The sequence below is a fragment of the Streptomyces sp. NPDC102258 genome (assembly GCF_055584685.1).
Genome location: NZ_JBVJLO010000042.1, coordinates 1 through 19,926, shown reverse-complemented (window position 1 = coordinate 19,926; position 19,926 = coordinate 1). Strand labels below are relative to the sequence as shown.

Genomic DNA, 19,926 nt, shown 5'->3' with positions numbered 1-19,926 from the left:
CCTCAACCTCACCGGCGTCACTCGATCAGTGACCACGCTGAAAACGCTCAGTGTCTGATGAACGATGTACTGCGCCTGGGCGGTCCGGCCATGGCGCAGACCGCGCAGGACGGTCTGAACCAGCCCCAGGACAAACTGCACGTCCTGGCTGACCGCAAGCGCTGGGAGCAGACACCTCTGGCGGTCGCCTACAAGAAGGACCGGGACGCGTCCAGCAGCGCGATGAGCAGCTTCGGCGCCCAGCGGGATGCGTGGGCGAAGCCTCTGGCAGGGCTGACGAATCCGCCCGGGGGCATGAACACCGCCGACTTCCACGGGCCTCCTGGTTCGCCGGGCGATGGGAAACAGGATTTCTACACGCAGACCGGGCTGAACAAGTGGATAGCCGACCGGTTCTGGACAGAGGAAGGAGCCTTCTATCAGGACCCCACTCCCAAGGCCTACGACCAGGCCAAGGGGATGGTCAAGTATCTGGGAACTCCTCTCTACGGGAAAGATCCCGACCCTCATGCTCCCGGGGGCGACTGGAACCGTGACCTCGCGGAACACGACGCGTTCGAGCACCTGACGGACTGGTCCCCGGAGCCGATGGGGGCGGACAACGCCCGTCTGTTCATGGCCTCCGGAGGGTTCCCCCGCACCGCTCCGCAGCCCGGGACGGCGGAGTACCGCATCGCCGTCGAGGACCTGAAGGCTCGGTTCGCCGGCTGCGCGTGGCGTGACCCGATCGACCCGAACAGGGTGCTCGACGGCATCACCACCACCGCCGCCGGCGAGTGGCAGCAGGAGATAGTCTCCCAGCAGGCGCAGCGCAACCAGATCCTCACCGCGAATGCCGAGGCGACCACGGCCCTCACGGCGGGGGCGAAGGCCCTGGGCGAGATGCTGGGGCACTCGTGGGTGGCCGACCACGCCACCCGCTGGCAGGACTACTGGTCGCCCGGCGGAATCGGCGCGGTCGGTGACAAGCCCGCGGTGATCGAGCTTCATGCCGTCGGCGGCAAGTGCCTCGATGTGGAGAACAGCGGCACCAATGACGGCTCACCGGTCCAGGTCTACTGGTGCAACGGCACCTCCGCGCAGCAGTGGCAGATGTTCGGTGATGACCACGGTCTGCACCTGAGGAACGTGGTTTCGCAAAAGTGCCTGGACGTGTCGAACAACGACCCGGCCAACGGCACGCGGATCCAGATCTGGACGTGCAACAGCTCCCCGGCGCAGACCTGGGAGTACAACCTTCGGGCCACCACCGCCCTCAAGAACGTCGGCACGGGCAGGTGTCTGGACCTGCACACCTACGATCCCGGATACGACTCCTGGCTGTGGGACTGCAACGGGTCGGGTCCGCAGCAGTTCGACATCAAGCCGTCCGGCAACGGCGCCGTTCCGCCGCTGAGTGAGTTCACCAAGGCCAAGGCGGCCGTCACCGGTGCCCAGGCGGGCGCGAAGAAGCAGCTCGACGTCCTCAAGGCGCAGGCCGCCGCGGCCAGGAAGGCTTCGGCGACGACCGAAACCGCCGCGCAGGCCGCGTACACGATCGCGGACGCCAACGGTGCTCCGCGGGGGCGTGGTCTGCTAGTCGGACAGCAGAAGGCCCAGGTCACCAATGGTGCGGTGGCCGCGCTGGACGCGATGGTGAAGGCCGGCGAGACCGCCGAGGCCGCCACGCGTGCCTCGGGCGCGGACAGCGAGACCATCGCTCAGCGTGCTCTGGCGCAGGCCGCTCAGGCCAAGGCCGAGTTCCGCAGGGAGGCGGCACACACGGCCGAGCTGCAGGCAAAGGCCTCCGCGGACGCGGCCAAGTCGCATCGGGACAACGCGAAGAAGGACGCGGAAACGGCGAAGGCCAGGCTCGGCGACGCGGTGAAGGCAGAAAGTGACGCCAAGGTCGCGGCAGCCACCGCTCACGCGAAACGGCTGGCCGCCGAGGCGGAAGAGGCCAACGCCGAGAAGGAGAAGGGAACCGCGACCGCCAAGCAGGCCGAGGCGGCCCAGCACCGCAACAACGCACAGGCCGAAGCCACGAAGGCGCAGGACGCCAGGACCAAAGCCGAAGCGGCCGAGACCACTGCGGTCGACCGGAAGAACGACGCGGTCAAGGCACGCGACAACGCCAAGGCCAAGCGGGACGACGCCTGGGACGCGGAGCAGAGAGCCGACGCAGAGCGTGCCAAGGCCAGCGCCAAAGCCTCTTACGCGGCTTCACTCGACGCGGGAACGGAAGCCGACGCGGCGCGCACCGCAGCCGATCAGGCCGATCAGCACGCCAAGGATGCCGAGACGGCCGCTGGCAAGGCACGGGGTGAGGCGAACGCCGCGACGAAGGCGGCCGAGGAGGCGGACGCGGCGGCCACACGCGCCGAAGCGGCTGCGAAGCGGTCACGCGCCGACGCGGACGGCGCTCAGGCCGCCAAGCTGAAGGCGGACGCTGCGGTGAAGACGGCGACCAGTGCCGCCGCTGACGCCATCGCCGCTTCACAGCACGCCGCGTCCGAAGCACGCAGCGCCGTCGCCATGGCCGACGAGGCGGACGGCAAGGCCAAGACGGCCAAGACCCAGGCTGACCTGGCGAGCCAGGAAGCCCTCAAGGCTGTGACGGCCTCGGCGAAGGCAGCCGGCTTCGCCTATGTCACCGCGCAGGCCGCGGCCGATGCCGGCAAGTCGGCCTCTCAGGTCGCCCAGCCGGCGAACGACGCCATCCAGCTCGGCTCCCCGTACGTCACCACGGACTCGACCGCGACCCTGATCGTGCTCACCGGGCAGGCCTCGAAGACGATCGCCGAACAGCAGAAGGCCATAGCCGAAGCACACGCCAAGAACGCCCAAGAGGGAGCCGCCTCCGCCAAGGCCCTTGCCAACCAGGCTCAGGAAGACACCAAGGCCGCCTACCAGCACTCCGCCAACGCGGCCGGCTACGCCGCTGACGCCCGCGGCTACGCCAAGGAAGCCCTCGGCTACTCAGCCGAAGCCGCCACGACCGCGTCCCTGGCCGCGGCCTCGCTCGCCCGCACCACCGAATTCGGCCGCCAGGCGGCAGAAGACGCCGTCGCAGCAGACCAGGCCGCCGACCGCTCCGAAGGCCACGCCAAGGACGCACGCAACTCCGCCGACCAGGCAGCCCTCGACGCCACCGCCGCCCGCAACGCGGCAGCCCAGGCCGAACAGGACGCCAAGGCAGCCCGCACAGCGGCCGACCGCGCCGCCACCGCCGCCACCGAAGCCGAACAAGCGGCGAAAGACGCCGACAAGTACGCCAAGGAAGCCCAGGAATCAGCCGACCGCGCCGAGAAGGCCGCCAAGGCGAGCCAGATCAACGCCGGAACCGTCCCCGACGGATTCGGCAGCTCCATCGGCAACATGTTCTACGTCATCGACCACACCGAGAAGATCGGCAGTCCAGAAACCCTGAAGAAGACAGCCGGGTGCGAGGGGTTCATCAACGCGCTCTTCTACAGGGGCGACTGCACGATGACCATCAAGATCCGCTACAAGGCCTACCTCGACCTGTACCTGTGTACCGCACAGGTCCTGGACCCGTCCAAGTCCACCTGCCCCTCGGCTAAAACGGTATATCTCGGTCAGTACCCGACAGACGAGCTGTCCCAGGAGACCACGCACACGATCACGATGGCCGAGTACCAGGCGGGGATCGACCCGGTGGATCTCCTCTTCGGACACTGGATCAAGTGCGGTGAGAAGTTCTCTTCCGGATTCAAAAACGGAAGCTGGGGCGGCTGTGCCTGGGCGTCCCTGGATGTCGCGCTCCTGTTCTCGGGCAAGATTCTGCGGCCGATCGCGGAGGGCATCACCGCCCTCGACGCAGCCATGCGAACCGGAATCGGAATCGCCGACGCCGTACGGGCCCTGAAGTCGCTCAGAATTAATCCGGAAGCCCTGGCAGCGATCGAGTACGAAGCCAATATGGCCGAAGCCGTCGTCACCTCGTGCAAGACGAACAGCTTCCCGGCCGCCACCCTCGTGCTTATGGCGGACGGAACACATCGCCCGATCAACTCGCTCCGGGTTGGCGATGCAGTACTGGCTGGCGACCCGGACACCAAGGCGGTTCACTCCGAGGCGATTGTCGACACCTATCAGCACCCAGCTGACCGGCTGGTCACCATCACCCTGGCCGACGGCAACGACCTGGCCACCACACCCGGGCACAGGCTCTACACCGCGAAACGTGGATGGGTACTGGCCTCAGAGCTTCGCCCAGGAGACCGGCTGCTCCGCCCCGACGGGGAGCCGATCACGGTGGCAGGGGTGCAGCATAACGACACTGGCACAACATCCCAGCAGGTTTATGACCTCACGGTCAACGGCCTGCACACCTTCTACGTCAGTACTGAGGGACCCCAGGCGTCAGACATACTCGTACACAATTGCTTGAACCTCAACGACGAACTTCTGCCGGCCCTCAAAACGTACAAGGACAAGGGAGTGCTTCACGCGCTCGGCGAGCACGTGAATCCGACTCCGGCCGAAGCGTTTGCTCTTGCCGCAAGGAAGAAGGGCCCGAACTCTGTCTGGACCAGCCAGGAAATCGCCCAGCAGGCCATTGACCGCGTGGTAGGCGACTACTTCACCACCAGAGCAAAAACCGGTGAGAAGATTTTCGACGACGCCAAATGGGCCGCCTTCAAGTTGAAAGTCGCCCGAGCGGCGGACGGTGAAATGGTTCTGGAGATAAAGGGGAGGTGGGATGTCTATCCGTCCCTGGGTAAGGTGTACTATCCGGACGGCGTGACGGTTAGAGATGCCGGAAACACAGTCACGGTCAAACTCATGAAGGTAAAAAGCCATGCAAATGGCCGTGGAGGATTCACCATCATGACGGCATTCCCGGGGGATGTCCTATGACAGCGGAACGTCCCGCCTACTATGAACTCGGATACGGCGAGGATTTCGGGCTGACTGGCCTGGCCGAGCACCTCAGCCAGGCCGGCCCGGAAGTCGGCCTGGCCACCGCCCTCGGGTACGCGAAAGAGATCGCCGCCCGGTCCGAGGGTGAGGAAGCCGTCGAACTGGGTGAAGACGCTCGCCGGCTGCTGGCGTCCGAACTCCCGGAACAGGTTCTCCACACCGTGTGGCTCGCCTCCACACGGCAGGCCTTCGACCCGGTCAACCAGGGCATGAACGTCCGCGAGTGGCTGGAGAGGATCTCGGAGGTCTCCACAGCACAGCTCCGCCGGGAACGGCGCTCCTACACTCCGCCGCCCGTGCGGCCGGTGCAGGGCGAGCGCCTCTGCCGGGCGGCCGTGGCGGAGATCCGGGCCATGGCCCCGGATCTCGCCCGTGCCTCGGCAAACCCGGACCTCGTCCAGAGCCTCGAACAAGTGGTGACCGGCGCCGATGGTGACCTTGGCATGCGGCTGTTTCTACGCTCACTCAAGACACACTCCGTGCCGGTCCCACACAAGGAATACCGCCGCCTCCTCGTCCTGGGGTGGCAGTTCGGTTTCCCTCCGGCCGTGGTCCACGACGGCCTCCGCATCAGCTGGCCACCGGTCGGCACTTCCCGCTACGGGCTCGACGACGACTTCGGACTCACCAGACTCGCCATGCTGTTCACCGCAGGGTGGCACTACCGCACTCCTCGCGCGGCCGTCGAGGATGCCGTGCAACACGACGGCTATGAACGGCCTCCCGGCTCCGAGGCCGCGATCGTTATGGAAGACACCCGCCGGATCCTCGACTCCACACTGTCCGACGACACGATCAGCCTGCTGTGGCTGGCGGCAACGGACCGGGGCCACAACATCGCCGAGTCCGGCATCAGCGGCCGGGAGTGGTTGGAACAAGTCGCGGATGTATGCGAAAAGCACCTGGCCAAGGTCGCACCTACCCACGTCCCCTCTGCGTCAGCCGTCCGCACCGATCTCCGCGACGCGGTCCTCCGCGAGATCCGGGAGACAGCGCCCGTCGCCGAAGGCACAGTGATCAGCCCGGGGCCCCGTCCCGTGCAAGGCACCGCAGTGTGGAACTCTCTGGAACAAGTCGTCAACAAGGTCGACCCCGACCTTGGATTCCGCCTGCTCCTACGCGCACTGAAGATTCTGCAGCTGCCGCTCACTGAAGCGCAGTACGCCCGCTACGAAACCCTCAGCAGCAAATTTCAGTACGGCGAAAACCATCTGCTCTTCTCGGTCAACCACCTGATTCAACGGAACTGACCCTCTCGCCTGAACACCAGCCCACCCAGAGCGCCCCTCCCACCCGGAGGGGCGCTCTCAGTACTCTTCGCACACCCACATCCCGCACAGATCTGCCCGCCCTCGGCCGCGGCACGAGGCTCGCACCTCCAGGAGGGCAAAGCAGCCGACCCCGGTCCTCACAGGCAGCCCCATCAGCCCTGCCCATGTCCCGGCGGCCCGTTACGCACGTGCGGATCCGGGGCGGACCGGCCCGGGCACGGGTCAACCCAGCGGCGGAGTCGTGACGTCCACGCGCACGTCTGCGAGCTGCGCGGCTCCGGCCTGGAGGCGGTACGCCTTCTGACGGCACCCGCCCGCACACAACATGCCGAGAGCCGAGCCCCTACAGGGGCGCCGGGGGGCCGGCCGCGCGGGGAGGGTGGAGTTCGTTTCAGCGCAACGGGCCCTGCAACACGCCTCCGTCACGCCTGCCGGACGAAAAATGTGCAGGTCAGGCCTGCAACACCCGAGTCACGCAGTACGACGTGGGGTCTGATGCAGGTTCGGGTGACAGGTTCGGTCACGCGGCCTGAAGGGCCGGTGTTGTCATGACGGTCTCGAATTCGACGGGGGTCAGCCTGCCGAGTGCGGCTTGCCTGCGGCGGCGGTGGTAGGTCCTCTCGATCCAGGTCACGATGGCAATCCGTAGTTCCTGGCGGGTGGCCCACTGCCGACGGTCGAGGACGTTCTTCTGCAGCAGGCTGAAGAAGGACTCCATGGCCGCGTTGTCGCCGGCTGCCCCGACTCTCCCCATCGATCCGGCCATCCGGTGGCGGTCGAGAGCCCGGACGAATTTCCGGGACCGGAATTGCGAGCCTCGGTCGCTGTGCAGGATGCATCCGGCGACGTGCTCGCGCCTGGCCACGGCGTTGTCCAGGGCGGTCACGGCCAGGCGGGACTTCATGCGTGCGTCGGTGGAGTAGCCCACGATCCTGTTGCTGAAGACATCCTTGATCGCGCAGAGATACAGCTTTCCGTCGCCGGTGGCGTGTTCGGTGATGTCGGTGAGCCACAGCCGGTTCGGGCCGGTCGCGGTGAAGTCACGACGGACGAGATCGTCGTGCACCGGTGGGCCGGCCTTCTTGGTCCGGCCGCGCTTCTTCCCGAACGCGCTCCACCAGCGGTTGTCCCGGCAGATCCGCCACGCGGTCCGGTCGGCCATGGTGGCCCCGGTGCTACGTGCTTCGTCGGCCAGGAATCGGTAGCCGAACTCCGGGTCCTCACGGTGGGCGTCGAACAGCGCGTTCGCGCGATACGCCTGCGCGAGTACGGCGTCGGCTACCGGCTGGTCGAGCCAGCGGTAGTAGGGCTGTCTGGCGAGCTTGAGCACCCGGCACGTCACCGTGACGGGCGTCCCGTCCGCGGCCAGCTCTTTCACGAGCGGGTAGATCCTTTTCCCGGGAGGTTCGCCTGCGACAGGTAGGCCGCGGCCCGGCGCAGGACCTCGTTCTCTTGCTCCAGCAGCTTGATCCGCCGACGTGCTTCCCGTAGTTCCGCGCTCTCCTGGCTGGACGTTCCGGGCTTTGTCCCCTCGTCGATGTCCGCCCGGCGCATCCACTTCCACAGCGTCATCGCGTGGACGCCGAAGTCGGTGGCCACCTGCTCGACCGTCACGCCCGGGCCGCGGTTCCTTGCGACCCGCACGACGTCCTGGCGGAACTCTTCCGGGTATGGCTTGGGCACAGCGACATCCTTCCCACCTGCCCCACAAGGCAAGCCAGTTCAGATGTCACCCGATCGTGCGGCAGACCCGACCTCATATACCTGAAGTTGAGTCGCTTCAGTCGCTGCTTCGACTCCAGAAGCGTTCTGACCTGCGCATTTGTCAGCGACTCAAGGAAGCGACTCAACCTCGCTTCGGTGCTCCCCCGCGGGTCGCTGCAAAGCAGACGGCTGGGGGAAGGACAACAGCGTCCCGACCAGAGCACAGAAATAGGCGAGCGAGTCTCCACCTCACAGACTCACGCCCTCCCGGCTCACCCAGTCTCCCTCCTCCGATTTCTGCCGCTTGCGGATGGTGGTGGCACGCCCGGTGCACCAACGAGAGCAGTACATGCGGCAGTGGCGGGCGAAGTCGGGCAGCGGCTGGGCGCAGTCGGGGCATCGACCAGGAGGCCCTCGTGAACAGCGCTTTCGTCCCGGACCAGGTCCGCCTTGCTGTCCAAGCAGCAGCGATGTGCCGCCCGGTCGTGCGAATGCTGCGCTGCACGCGGTGAAGCTGCTGCAACTCGGCCGCACTGCAGCAGCCAGCAGCACGGGCCGTGTTGCACCGGCTGCTGCCGGGCTCATAGCCATCGGCCTGGTCCAGGACGTTAACCCACGCTCGCCATACGCCGCTGGGTCCAGGCCCGTCAGGGCCGCGAGCAACAGGGCCGCGAGCGACTGGAGCGCCGCTCGCCGAGGCCGCGGTGGCCGGGGAGCTCCTGGACGATCGTCGGCACCGGTGCTCCGCTCGGTCAGACCTCGATGTACGCGACGACGACCGGTGTTATCTGCGGTTCGGGTTGTGTTTGAGCAGGTAGAAGCACTTCTGCGTAGTGAGGGACGTTAGGCACTGCCCGGCGTCGGGGACACGTTCGGACAGTATCTTTGCCGGATGCCAGAGTTGATCGCGCCCACGGTCCGCCTGCATGCCGCCTGGCTGTGACGCCGTCGGCAGCTGGCCGCCGGCCGTCGCGGCCGAATTCGCCGCGGCCGCCGACCCGGCGGCGCTGGTCTGGTTGGAGGACCCGGCACCCACCCACGACCCCCGCGTCTACCGAACCTGCGCTCCCTGCCGCTCGCAGTGGGGGATCGTCTCACCCTGACCGACGATGCGCCCGCTGTCCTTGCCGGGATCCGGCCGGCCGCGCTCACCCTCGACGTTGTCGGCTGCGGCGGGCTCACCGCAGCCCGGCGGATCCTGGCCCGCACGACCACCCCCTCTTCCCGCACGGCCGCTTCCTCCAGCCTGCCCTCCACCTTGGACGTCGGCGGCATCATCGGCGAAGCCGACGGCCCCGGCCTGACCATGCCTTGGCGGCGCGCACGTGCTGGGCGAGAAGGGTGTGCAGGAGGGTGGTGAACTTGGTGATGGTCAGCGACAGGGTGTCGGGGGCCCAGGCGTGCTCGGGGGCGATGCCGTACTGGAGGGCGGGGAGCTGCCACAGGTCGAAGGCCTCGCCGTGCGTGGCGACCAGGTGCCGGGTACTTCCGATCCCCGGGTACTTCCGATCCCCGGGACGGGCAGACTGACCCGGCAAGAGGAAGCCGCACCCCGGAAGAGGAAGATCCGCCCCCTGCATCGACCGGACAGCCCGATGTGGAACTGCTGTTGAGGCGATGCTGCGGGCTTCGCCGTCGCTGTGAGCGGCGGTGAGGCCGGCGCGCTCCGCGCCGGCCTCACCGGTGTTGGTCAGGCTCCTGTCATTCCAAGTCGTCGTCTTCGGGTTCGTGGAGATACCACATGTCGAAGCAGTACGTTTCGGAGCCTGCGATGGTGTCCAGTGCCTGTCGTGTGGCTGCTCGGCTCCACTGGTCCTCGACGGCGCGCATGCGGATGGCGGAAGCTTGGTGGGCTGTGGACTCGCGTCCCTGCCAGGAGGCGCGGACCCCGTAGACCCCGGGACGGGGGAGTTCGACTTCTCCGGCGACTCCCGCGGTGAACTCGCCGACGATCAGGCTGCCGGTTGCGCACTCCAAGGTCAGTTCTGTGCTGCCGTCGGCGTCCGGCCACGTGGCCGGTGGGACGTCGTGGACCCTGATGGTGACTTCGACGCCCACACCGCTCTGCAGGCTGCCGATGTAGAGGTGGTACCCGTCGCCCGCCACCACATGCTCATCGAGCTGGTCCAGGACGGCTGATGTGCCGACGTAGGCGTCGGCGTCGTACAGCTCGATGACCCGGCGGTCGGGGACGGCCAGCAGCCGGTGTTCGGCAAGGATGGTCACGGGAGTCCTCGGCTGGTCTCAGGGAACGATCTTGACGTAGAACGGGTCGTTGTCGAGGATGCGGTTCTCCTCGTATACCTTCTGGATGCGTTCGCCTCCCTTGCGGTTGTCGCGGCCGTCTATGAGCCGGGCGCTATAGCGGTTGTCGTTCTTCGCGGCGCCTTCGTAGGTACTGGAGAACGGATACTCGTCGCACTCCAAGCCACTGCCTTCGTAGTTGCCCCAGACATCGTTGCAGGTGGCGATCGCCACGTCCCGGTTGGCGTCCTGCTTGTCGCGGTTGATCAGTCGGTGCAGGGGCTCACTGGACCCTGGGACCGACTTGCCGGGCCACGAGGGGAAGGTGCGTTCAGGCAGCTGCTGGGCGTCGAGGATGTGCCGGGCGCTCTGATCGACTTCCGGGTCTTTCAGACTCATGGTCAGCTCGACACGGGCCTCGACGAACACCGTGCCCTTGTACTTTCCGGCAGCTCGCCCGGTGTAGTCGAAGCGGACGTTGGAGTACGCCATGTTCGAGTCGACCCACGGCACGGCTGTCGGTGACGTGATGTTCATGGCGAGGGTGACCTGCCCGGCGACGCGCTGAGCGTTGGCAGCGTCCAGACGGCCGGTGTCGGGGGAAGTGTAGGTCAGCACCCACTGGGGCTTGGTCTTCCACTGCTCGATGGTGTCCTCGCGTGTGGTCACCGGTGGTTTGGTCATGGCCGGGTTGGGGTCACTGGCGGAGGCATTGATCGAGTCCGAGAAGGACTGTCCGAGCTTCCAGGTAGCCGGGTTCTCGCCAGCAACGGCCTTGGTCCGGATGTTCTCGATGCTGGTGACGTAGTCCACGCGGCGGGAACCGTCGTAAGAGAAGCCGAGCATCCACAGGTCGAACCATAGCTCGCCGCGTAGCCGCCGCTTGTCGTCAAGGAGCTTGAGGTAGACGGGCTGGTGCACGCACGTCTCGAAGCGGTTCTTGATCCAGCCCTTCTTGGTCTTGGCTTCGGGGTGGGCAGCGCACTCGGTGCGCAGGTTCCCCTCGTCGGCGGCCGGGCCGTCGGCTGAGACGGCCTGGCGAATCGTTTCCTCCGGGGCGGCGGTCGCAGCCGTCACGCTGGTGAGGAGAAGGGCGAACAGGGCCGCGAACACCGCGCTCGTCCGGCAGGCCAGAGGAGCGCGGCGCTGACCGGTCATAGGGTCACGGGGCAGGCGCATAGGGGCTCCTGAACGGGGGGCATTGAGCCTTCGCCAACTTGAAGTCGCAGGTCAAAGGGCTGGTGTGATCGGTTCCCGGGGTGCTCGTGCTGGTCGCGGGCGGAAGTCTGCGGACAAGATCGTCCGTCAGCGGTCGACTTCGAGGTTCGTCAGGACGCGCAGAGCGCGTAGTAGTTGGGTAGCGCGGGCGGGATCGGTACGAAGTTTGGTGAGGATCCGCCAGTTCTTGAGGTGGGCGAAACCATGTTCGACCGGTGCACGTCCCACGGCGAGGACGCGGTTGGCGGTCTTCTGGCCCGGGGTGAGCTTGTGGGTGCGGGTGGCGGTGTAGCCAGTGACGATCACAGGGTCGAGTACGTCGTTGTCCAGGCCGCGGAAGCCAAGGTCTGCGAGGGCACCGAGACCGGCCGCGCGCAGGTGGGCCAGGATGTGGTCGTGGCGGGCCGCCGTGTTGTCGTGGGTGCGGCCGGTCCGGGCGGCGGAGATCCAGATCAGGCGGCCGTTTTCGTCGGTCAGGGCGAGGAAGTGCAGGCCGTGGCTGCGGTGCTTGCCGGAATAGTTCCGCCGGTCGGCCCTTCCGGTGCGGCGCTGGGTGCGGATGAGGGTGCCGTCGATCAGGACCACCTCCCCGCCCTGCTTGACGACTTTCTTCAGGGCGCGGTCCAGACGCGGCGCATGGGCGGCGAGCAGCCCGATCAGCTCGTCCCGCCAGCGCCGGACGGTGGACTCGGACACGTCGTTGCCGCCGGCCATGTCGGCCAGGCGCTGGTCGTGGCGCAGTACGGCCAGGACGATCACCGCGATCTTTCCCGGCGGCAGGATCCGCCACCGGGACCCAATCGCGTTCAGATGGCGCCTGAGCAGATCGGCGAGGTGGTTGACGGTGCGCGTGGACAGCGACAGACGGCACTGGTAGACAAGCGGGCGGGTGTCCTCGGCGCGCTCTTTGGTATTCGTCACACAATTCCAACGGCCCCCGGGGGCAACCCGGTTACGCCCGTGCCGAGCTCCTCCGAGCGGCGGTGTTCCTGGTCACAGGCGCGTGGTGAACCGACCGTCGGGGAGTTTCCGCAGCCAGCCGCGATCGTCGAGTCTGACCAGCTTGCTGCGTAGCGGTTCCAGCTTGGCCCGCGCGCTGACGTCCACCCCCACCATCTCGCCGACCTCGCGGGCCATGACCGGTCCGGCGGCCTGCCGTACAACGGCGAGGATGCGCTGATAGTCCGGCGGCAGCGCGCTCTCCTCCACGCCCGGTTCGCGGTGCGGGACAAGCATCACCGCCCGTCCAGCCACCTGCCCGGGCACCGGTAGGTCCGAGGCGCGTTCCTCGGCGAGCTTCTCGGTCATCCGCTCAAGGACCCGTTCGGCGACGGCGAGCTCGTCCCGCTCGATCTGTACCTCTGCCAGCTGTTTGGCCAGCCGTTCTTCGAGTTCGTCCAGTTCCACGCGTCGCGCGGTGATCCGTTCCAGCAGCTCGGGATCCAGCATGCACCGGATCGTAGAGGCCGCCCGGCTACAGCGCGCAGGAACCGACTCTTCGGCACTTTCGGTGAAGCTGCCGAAGAGCCAGCGCAGCAGGGCCGTTGACTCCTCAGATGCGCTGTGCGGTCAGCCTCTTTCCATCTGCCCCAAGGACCAGAACGTTCCTGGCGATACCGTCCCGGCCACGGTCACCGTCCCACCACTCGACGAAACTCTGGGCAAGCGATTCAGGTCCAGGATTTCCGGACTCTGCCGGGTAGTCCGTGCTCAATTCAACGTCATAGTCCTGTTCGGTCAGTTGGACTGTGACCAGCATGCGGGCGTGGTCGACTTGCTGCGCCTCACCCCTGGTGCGAGCCCAGGCACGGAACCGCTCCAGCATTTTTGCATCCGTGGTCCGCTTGGTCATGGGGCCGCTGGGCAACTGCTCAGGGGCGTTGGCGACGCCGTTGAGGCAGCCTCGCACCCAGGAGCCACGATCCATCTCGGCGGCGCTGCCGGCCTGCAGGGCCCGGCGGGTACAGCCGCCCCATACGGTCTCGCGCACAGCCGCGCCCTTGCCCGAGGAGTCGTAGACGGCCTTGCCCGCGGTGTATCCGGCGCGGTAGGCGGCAACGTACTCAGGTACGGCAGACGAGCGGGACTCGGGCGCAGAGCCGTCCTTACTGCTGCCGCAACCGACTAGGCTGATTAACGCGGCGACAGTCATACCGAGTACACGGCCTGAGCGATGATTCATAACTCCCCCTGGGTGCGGACTGTTACCCAATGAGATGGCGCCCCGGGCCCATTGGTCTCACCAGTCGAACATGGTTTCGCCCACCTCAAGAACTGGCGGATCCTCACCAAGCTTCGTACCGATCCCGCCCGCGCTACCCAACTACTACGCGCTCTGCTCGTCCTGACGAACCTCGAAGTCGACCGCTGACGGACGATCTTGTCCGCAGACTTCCGCCCGCGACCAGCACGAGCACCCCGGGAAGCGATCACACCAGCCCTTTGACCTGCGACTTCAAGTTGGCGAAGGCTCATTACGGGTCATCGGGCGCACATCTGCCCCCAGCAGGCGTCAAGAAGCTGGCCGCTTGCGGCCGAGTAGGTGGCACGGAACCCGTGGACGGCGGTGCCGCGGGCGGAAAGTCCCTTGGTCATGGCCTGGGACTCCACCGTCCAGACGGCACCAGCTTCCGGCTGCGTCGCCGCCGAAGGCACCTTCTTACCCGAGGTGTTGCCGCTGCTGCCGGTGCTGACGTGCACATCCTGCAGCGGGACGCCGAACGCCGCCGCAGCGCGGCCCCGGATATTCACCGGCGAAGGAAGGGACGGCTCTGTGGACCGCACCGACGGTGCATGCGTGGGGCGCGATGCCGTGGGTGTCAGGGCGGCGGCGTTGCATTGCTTGGCGGTGCGTACGCACTCGGCCAGCCCCGGCACCGCCGTAAGGCAGGTGCTGGGGTCCTCGGCCATACACCGGGCGAGCGCGCCCTGGTCGGCCCCGTTGAACATGCCAGCCGGGGCACGGTCCGCCAGGCCGGGTGTCGACTGCGCCGCGAACGGAGCCGTTCGCGGCGCAGCGAGGGAGGAACCGGCCGGCCCGGGCTTGCTGACGGCCCACTGCGTGAACTTGGCGCTGTCGGTCAGCTTCGTGTTGAAGCAGTTGGGGGGAGTGTAGGTGAAGTTCGGGTCCCACGGACTCTTCTGGCCACAGATGCCCAAGCTCATGGCCTGCGCGGTGTCCGCGGTGGCGGAGCGGGACCAGGTCTTGTTCTCGTCCATGTACTGGGCCCGGTTGGTGATCTCGGGGACCGTTACGTACTGGGGACCCATGACCTCAAGGCCGATGTCGATGCGGTTGGGGTTGCCCCGCGGCACTTTCAGCTGATCGGTGGTGGAGCCGACCCAGTTGAAGTCATACAGCACGTCCCACTGGTCGCCGCTGGCCTGGCGGATCGTCATATAGGTGTGGTTGACGTTGTTCGGCTTGTCCGGGTCGATGCCCTCGCTGATGGCGTGCGTCTTGCCGCCGCTGTTGCCGACCTCGGTCCAGCGCGGACCGTACGTACTGCTCGATGGGCCGGTTTTCTCCGCGTATAGCCCGACTTCGATATGGTTGGCGAACATGCCGCCCTCGGTGTTAGGCACCATGGTCAGGTAGTTCGAGGCCTGCACTGTCGTCCCTTGGGGCGCCGCACTGTCGAACGTGATGGGTACGTTTCGCCAGGTGGCAAAGGCGCCGATCACCGGCTGGCCGGGCTGCGAACACGCCACCGCCCAAAAGATGATCCTGGCTTGATGCGTTTCACTGCAACTAGCGGTGGGTGGAGTCGCGCTCGCCGGTGCGGCTGCTGCCAGGGACAGCACTGCGGCGGATGCCGCTGCGGATAAGGACGCGGTGAGCCTTCTCTTCGCGCGGAACACGTGTCTCCGATCTCGTTGATCAATGATGTGACCGCGTGAACCTATCGAACAGGTGTATGTGCCACCGGATTATCTACCTACTTGGCCTGATATCTACTCTTTGGCCGGATGTGGATTCATCTGCAGAAAGGGCCTGCCCTAGGGCTTGTCGCCAATCTGTTCCTGCAGCGGACCGGGAACCCGGTCTTCGGCGTCGGCGTCGGCGTCGCCGTCGCACCCCTCGCCCCCGCAACCCCGGACCGGGCGGCCGGGTAGATGCGATGGGGCAACGCCACCAGGTGGGGGTGTGTGACCACGCGGATACGGCTCCCCAGCCCGGCAGCGGCGGCGCGCACATGGAGCCGCTCCTGCCCGTGGGCGGCAGGGCTTGGGCATCACAGCGCGGATGTGGTCGAAGAGCCCGGACTACGGCCTGTCGTCGGCTTGCCCCCTGGGTAGGCAAGGGGCCCTAGGCTCGTTTCGACTCAGGCGAGCTGGAGGGGATGTCACATGACACAGGGGCAGGAAGAGGAATACGGACCCGGAAGCCCGGACTACGGCTTGTTGGCTTTGTAGTGAGGTACTCCTCCACGGGCCAGCTGGCGAGGACGCCGGAGCGGGTTAGGTAGAGGCCCAGGGTGTCGATCCGGTAGCGGTCGGCGGTGTCGAGGAGCAGGTAGCCGATCAGCTGGTTCGCGGTGTGCTGGGACAGGCCCCGGGCGAAGGGGTGCTTGGTGCTCTTGAAGTCGAGCAGCACGCCGTCGACCACGAGGTCGGCGTCGGCGGTGATGCCTGCGCCCGGGAAGGTGGGCCCGCCGACGCAGTCCTGGGCCTGGGTGCGGGCGCGCAGCGCCTCCAGGGGGCCGGTGGTGGCCAGGTAGAGCTGGTGGACGACGTCGTCGACCATGTCCTGGTTGGGGAGCTGCAGGAGCCGGTCGAGGGTGAAGCCGCCGGGGTTCTCCAGCGCGGTGAGGTACAGCTGTGTGTAGGTGAATCCGTACGGGTTGCGGGCCATCACCTGGTACCAGGCGCCGGCGAGCAGCATGCGGGCCAGGTCCTCCTCCTCGTCGTGGGCGCGGTCCATCGACAACGCGCGGTTGTCGAGGTCGAGGCGGTGCACGGTCTCGGCCAGGCGCGCGGCGAGCTCGTTGCCGACCGCGCGCATCCGCAGCCCCGCTCCCCGGCCGATGCCGCCGGTGAGGTCGATCCCGGCCTCCGTGGCCAGGTCCACGGGTGCGGCCGTCGTGAAGGCGAGGCGCAGGCGCTGGTCGATTGCGGTGCCGACGTTGCCGGCCTCGGTGCCGACGCCGGGCCCGGGCAGCAGAAGGTGGGCGGTTTGGTGCTGGGCGCGGAAGGACTCGCGCAGCGGCCGTGGGCCGGCTGACAGTTCGCGGTCCAGGAACCTGCGCAGCGGAGTACGTGGACTGTGCAGTCCGGTGGTGAGGCTCATCCGAAGGTCACCGCCTTGAGGAGGCACCGCCCGCAGGCGGTGGAATCGTCACGGCCGGACGCTACGAACGGGCACTGACAACGCGTCACCCACAGGAGGTAGCCGCCTGTCACCCACACGGAATCGTTCCCCCGAGCGGGTGACGGAAGGCGGCTGTCCTTTGACAGGCGATCTTGACCGATTGACAGGTGAGTTTGACCGCTGGGCTCAAGGAGACAGCTCGCCTGCGGGACGGTGTCAGCGGTCCCTGCGAGCATACGGATCATGAAAAGATCCGACGATCTCCTGGCAGGGCTGGACGACATCGACTGGGCAGCCCTGGGGCACGCCTACGGGCAGCGCCGAGGACGTGCCTGGCCAGCTCCGGATGGTGTGCGGGCTGGACGAGGAGGCCCGAGAGAGCGCCTTCCGCAGTTTGTTCGGCAACATCTTCCACCAGGGCACCCGGTACTCGGCCTCTCCGTACGCCGTGCCGTTCCTCACCCGAATCGCTGTCGCGGGCCCGGTCGGCGCCCGGGCCGACGCGGTGCTGCTGCTGACCCGTCTGGCAATTGATTGGCACGACGAGTACGACCTCCCGCTCGGCATCGACACCGCCGCGTGGCGCGCCACAGCCATCAGCCCCGAAGAGAATCTGCGCTGGTACGACGAGCAGATCGCCGCCGAGACCGACGAGGAGCGGCTGAAGAACCTGTGCGAGGGACGGGCGTACTGCGCGGCGGGGCACCCCGTCGACGCCCGCGAGGGCGCACTGCGCTCTTATGACGCGGTCCGCGCCCAGCTTCCCGCCCTGCTCGAACTGCTCGACGGCCAGGACCCGGAGATCCGCACCAAGACCGCGTACCTCCTCGGCTGGTTCCCCGAGGAGGCCGACGCCACCCTGCTCCCATTGCTGGCCTGCCTCGACGGCGAGCGGGACCCAGTCTGCGTCGCCACGGTCCTCGTCTCGGTCGGGCTGATCGCCGACCACGACCCGGACGGCCGACTCCGGCACTACCTCGACCACGAGCACCCCTTGCCGCGCTGGGCCGCCGCCACCGCCCTGACCCGCTTGCTGGTTGCACACCCGGCCACCGTGCCCGGCCTGCCGCCTGCGGAGCGCATCGCCGCCGAGCTGGCGGCCTTCGGCGCCGGGCCGGCCCCCGAGACCGCTACCGCCCACCACGCGGGCGACCTGCACAGCTACACCGTCCGCAGTCTGCTGCACCTGATGGGCGCCGCCGAGGACCCGGACGGGGTTCTCCTGGAGATCGTCCGCGCCCTGCCTCGTATCGAGGAGACCGGAGTCGTGCCCCGCCCGCTGGCCGTCCGCGCCGAGAACCTGCTGGAAGCCCTGTTCGACCCCGCGGACACCGTACCGGTGTTCGCCGAGCTCTCCGCTGGGCGCCGGGAGTTGCTGAGGGTCCTGGCCGAGCTGCTGACCGCCGCGGACTTCCAGCCCGTGCTGTTCGGCTCCGACCTCCACGAGCGGTTCACCCAGTACGGCCTCCCCGGTACCCGCCCCGCCCTACGCGCCTACGTCGGACTGTCCACCGAGGGTGAGGACCCGAGCGCTCCCCTCCCCGATCCCTGGGCACCGTTCCGCAATCACTGATCCCACCGCCCCTCACCGAGCGCCGGCCGCTGGCCGCTGGCCGAGATGGGGTGACAGGAACCCAGCGGCGGTCAAACTCACCTGGCAAACGGCCAAGATCACCTGTCAGAGGTCAGCGGCGGAACGTCCTCGGCGAGGCACTTCATAACTGTCCCGTCTCAAACGATCTGGTCCGTATCTCAGTTGGACTGGTCCGATTCGCTCGGCGTCTCAAGCGATCGGGCTTGGGGGACTGACCTGAGCGATTCACGCCACAGGCACTATGCGTATCCGGTTGACTGTTCCTCGCCAGGCAGATACGGGCCCGGTGTGCAGGAAAAGGGCCGGGGCGTCCAGGACGGCGCCGGCCTCCAGCAGATCGTCGCGGGCCTCCAGGGCAAGGAGGTTCACCTCGGAGAGGACGGCGTCCCGTCCCTGGGCGAGTCGTCCGGTCAGGGCCTCGCGGTCGGACTGGTAGCCAGCCAGCAGGGAGGCGATGAACCGGATATCCGGCAGGTGCTTGCCGTAGGCGTCGATGGCGGCCTGGGAGGCGTTCCAGGCCGGTAAGCCGCTGGTGTCGTATCCCGGCGCGTCCACGCAGGGGTCCTCTCGGGGAGTGCCGGGTTGCCGGGTCGTATCCAAGGGGGGCTACCGGCGACACGTGCCAGGGCTCCGGACGAGGCAGTTCGGAGCCCTGGCACGTGGCGGTGTTGAGAGCGGCGGCGTCCGCGGCTCAGGGTGCTCCAGTCACGCGTAGCTTTCGCACGTCGCCGATTCCGGTGCAGGTGGTTTTGCCCTCCTTGTAGAGCTCCTTGATGGCTGCCCGGACGTGCTTCTCGCGGGCCTGGCCGAGTACCCCAGCCAGGACCTCGCCCTGGTGGTCGCCGACGATGAAGCTGCCGTGTGTGCGGAGGAGGGCCTCCAGATTCGCGCGGATCGTCTTGATCCACCCGAGGCGGCGGGTCTCTTCCTCCTCGTCGAACGTGTCCTCTGCGTTGAAGAGCATGTCGGAGCTGGCCGGAGGAAGACAGGCACGGCGCCATTCCACCTGGGCAAGACTGGCCGCTTCCCCGAAGAGCCAGAGGCCAACCCTATGCCGGCTGAAGTGGACCAGGTTGTAGGCGACCTGAAGGTCCGCGCGGTTGCGCACCGCGACGGTCCAAGAGCCAGCTCCTACAGCCCGCCCTACCCGCATCGCGAAGCCGGCGGTGATGCGGTCCACTGCCTCGGCGTTGTTCGCGGAGTCCAGGAACTCCTGCTGCCACCAGTCGCCGCCGCAGGCATCGTCCATCGCCTTCAGGGTTGCCGGCTTTCCGGGGATCTCTTTCGTACTGGTGAGCAGGCCGCCGAAGCGGCGTACGGCGTTGGCGTTGAAGTTGAGGAGGACCTCGGTGGGCTGGCCTCCGGGGCGACGGCTCCCGAAGATCCGCTGCGTGAGGGCCTCGAAGGTGACGCCGAGGCCGAAGGGGTCGAGGAATGCGAAGAGCGGTGACCCTTCGGCGGCTTCAAGGACATGGTCCAGGTGCTTCTCGACACGGCCCTGCAGGGCGTGGGCTGAGATCCCCTGCTCCCGGGCTTCCGCCACGAGCGCCGACAGGGACTGGTAGTTCTTGCGGTCCTTTTCGATGAAGTAGCAGTCGAGCTTAAAGAGCGTTTTGTTCCGCCTTGGGTGTTTGGTAAGTAACGTGGTGTCAGCGGAT

15 protein-coding genes and 1 pseudogene are annotated in these 19,926 nt (G+C 67.3%); 5 read left to right on the top strand and 11 right to left on the bottom strand.

The features are described 5' to 3' along the window. Nucleotides 1–57 precede the first annotated feature (57 nt). Together ACZ6ZT_RS34215 and ACZ6ZT_RS34210 are read left to right on the top strand one after the other, a co-directional pair. Nucleotides 58–4,863 carry an RICIN domain-containing protein gene (locus ACZ6ZT_RS34215; RefSeq protein ID WP_469724316.1) on the top strand — a complete coding sequence of 1,602 codons (4,806 nt, stop codon included), beginning with the start codon at nt 58–60 and terminating at the stop codon, nt 4,861–4,863. Beyond that, entirely contained in the window at nt 4,860–6,176 is a 1,317-nt protein-coding gene (locus ACZ6ZT_RS34210; RefSeq protein WP_469724315.1) for a hypothetical protein, read from the top strand. The genes ACZ6ZT_RS34215 and ACZ6ZT_RS34210 overlap by 4 nt, the downstream gene beginning before the upstream one ends. 541 nt (nt 6,177–6,717) lie before the next feature. Here ACZ6ZT_RS34210 and ACZ6ZT_RS34205 read toward each other — a convergent pair. After that, nucleotides 6,718–7,880 (bottom strand): IS3 family transposase gene (locus ACZ6ZT_RS34205; protein WP_469724314.1). Its coding sequence is split into 2 segments (ribosomal slippage): nt 6,718–7,593 and nt 7,596–7,880, totalling 1,161 coding nucleotides; the frame shifts between segments, so codons are not numbered across the junction. Nucleotides 7,881–8,827: 947 nt separating this feature from the next. Here ACZ6ZT_RS34205 and ACZ6ZT_RS34200 point away from each other — a divergent pair. After that, nucleotides 8,828–9,004 carry a hypothetical protein gene (locus tag ACZ6ZT_RS34200; RefSeq protein WP_469724312.1) on the top strand — a complete coding sequence of 59 codons (177 nt, stop codon included), beginning with the start codon at nt 8,828–8,830 and terminating at the stop codon, nt 9,002–9,004. A gap of 171 nt (nt 9,005–9,175) precedes the next feature. On the opposite strand, the gene ACZ6ZT_RS34195 is transcribed toward ACZ6ZT_RS34200, so the two are convergent. The 6 genes from ACZ6ZT_RS34195 to ACZ6ZT_RS34170 all read right to left on the bottom strand — a co-directional run bounded on the left by ACZ6ZT_RS34195 (nt 9,176) and on the right by ACZ6ZT_RS34170 (nt 13,515). Beyond that, nucleotides 9,176–9,439 carry a hypothetical protein gene (locus ACZ6ZT_RS34195; RefSeq protein ID WP_469724311.1) on the bottom strand — a complete coding sequence of 88 codons (264 nt, stop codon included), beginning with the start codon at nt 9,437–9,439 and terminating at the stop codon, nt 9,176–9,178. A gap of 163 nt (nt 9,440–9,602) precedes the next feature. Next, complete coding sequence (locus ACZ6ZT_RS34190; protein ID WP_469724310.1) at nt 9,603–10,127, bottom strand: hypothetical protein; 525 nt, start codon at nt 10,125–10,127, stop codon at nt 9,603–9,605. An 18-nt stretch (nt 10,128–10,145) separates the two neighbouring features. Beyond that, complete coding sequence (locus ACZ6ZT_RS34185) at nt 10,146–11,324, bottom strand: NucA/NucB deoxyribonuclease domain-containing protein (RefSeq protein WP_469724308.1); 1,179 nt, start codon at nt 11,322–11,324, stop codon at nt 10,146–10,148. 126 nt (nt 11,325–11,450) lie between these two features. Then, the gene (locus ACZ6ZT_RS34180) at nt 11,451–12,284 is read right to left on the bottom strand and encodes a transposase family protein (RefSeq protein WP_469724306.1); all 834 of its coding nucleotides are present in this window, start codon (nt 12,282–12,284) and stop codon (nt 11,451–11,453) included. Between the two features lie 72 nt (nt 12,285–12,356). Beyond that, nucleotides 12,357–12,812: a hypothetical protein gene (locus tag ACZ6ZT_RS34175; protein ID WP_469724305.1), complete on the bottom strand. Its 456-nt coding sequence runs from the start codon at nt 12,810–12,812 to the stop codon at nt 12,357–12,359. Nucleotides 12,813–12,915: 103 nt separating this feature from the next. Continuing rightward, nucleotides 12,916–13,515, bottom strand: coding sequence for a hypothetical protein (locus tag ACZ6ZT_RS34170; protein WP_469724304.1), 600 nt, complete (start codon nt 13,513–13,515; stop codon nt 12,916–12,918). Between the two features lie 87 nt (nt 13,516–13,602). On the opposite strand from ACZ6ZT_RS34170, the pseudogene ACZ6ZT_RS34165 reads away from it, so the two are divergent. Next, nucleotides 13,603–13,734, top strand: a pseudogene (locus tag ACZ6ZT_RS34165) (IS5/IS1182 family transposase); the annotation flags it as partial. Nucleotides 13,735–13,844: 110 nt separating this feature from the next. On the opposite strand, the gene ACZ6ZT_RS34160 reads toward ACZ6ZT_RS34165, so the two are convergent. Together ACZ6ZT_RS34160 and ACZ6ZT_RS34155 are read right to left on the bottom strand one after the other, a co-directional pair. Next, nucleotides 13,845–15,074, bottom strand: coding sequence for a hypothetical protein (locus ACZ6ZT_RS34160; RefSeq protein ID WP_469724302.1), 1,230 nt, complete (start codon nt 15,072–15,074; stop codon nt 13,845–13,847). Nucleotides 15,075–15,672: 598 nt separating this feature from the next. Beyond that, the gene (locus ACZ6ZT_RS34155) at nt 15,673–16,653 is read right to left on the bottom strand and encodes a hypothetical protein (protein ID WP_469724301.1); all 981 of its coding nucleotides are present in this window, start codon (nt 16,651–16,653) and stop codon (nt 15,673–15,675) included. 349 nt (nt 16,654–17,002) lie between these two features. Here ACZ6ZT_RS34155 and ACZ6ZT_RS34150 point away from each other — a divergent pair, with 349 nt between their 5' ends. After that, on the top strand, nt 17,003–18,247 hold the full coding sequence (locus ACZ6ZT_RS34150; RefSeq protein ID WP_469724300.1) for a HEAT repeat domain-containing protein: 1,245 nt from the start codon (nt 17,003–17,005) through the stop codon (nt 18,245–18,247). Nucleotides 18,248–18,493: 246 nt separating this feature from the next. Here ACZ6ZT_RS34150 and ACZ6ZT_RS34145 read toward each other — a convergent pair whose 3' ends face one another. Together ACZ6ZT_RS34145 and tcmP are read right to left on the bottom strand one after the other, a co-directional pair. Next, entirely contained in the window at nt 18,494–18,823 is a 330-nt protein-coding gene (locus ACZ6ZT_RS34145; protein WP_469724299.1) for a hypothetical protein, read from the bottom strand. 136 nt (nt 18,824–18,959) lie between these two features. After that, nucleotides 18,960–19,926: three-Cys-motif partner protein TcmP (gene tcmP, locus ACZ6ZT_RS34140; RefSeq protein WP_469724298.1), on the bottom strand; the 967-nt coding region annotated here is incomplete at its 5' end.

What these genes read in the sequence shown, in the direction of transcription:
- ACZ6ZT_RS34215 (WP_469724316.1), top strand. Translation starts at nt 58, where the DNA reads ATGAACGATGTACTGCGCCTGGGCGGTCCGGCCATGGCGCAGACCGCG.
- ACZ6ZT_RS34210 (WP_469724315.1), top strand. Translation starts at nt 4,860, where the DNA reads ATGACAGCGGAACGTCCCGCCTACTATGAACTCGGATACGGCGAGGAT.
- ACZ6ZT_RS34200 (WP_469724312.1), top strand. Translation starts at nt 8,828, where the DNA reads ATGCCGCCTGGCTGTGACGCCGTCGGCAGCTGGCCGCCGGCCGTCGCG.
- ACZ6ZT_RS34185 (WP_469724308.1), bottom strand. Translation starts at nt 11,324, where the DNA reads ATGCGCCTGCCCCGTGACCCTATGACCGGTCAGCGCCGCGCTCCTCTG.
- ACZ6ZT_RS34175 (WP_469724305.1), bottom strand. Translation starts at nt 12,812, where the DNA reads ATGCTGGATCCCGAGCTGCTGGAACGGATCACCGCGCGACGCGTGGAA.
- ACZ6ZT_RS34170 (WP_469724304.1), bottom strand. Translation starts at nt 13,515, where the DNA reads ATGACTGTCGCCGCGTTAATCAGCCTAGTCGGTTGCGGCAGCAGTAAG.
- ACZ6ZT_RS34155 (WP_469724301.1), bottom strand. Translation starts at nt 16,653, where the DNA reads ATGAGCCTCACCACCGGACTGCACAGTCCACGTACTCCGCTGCGCAGG.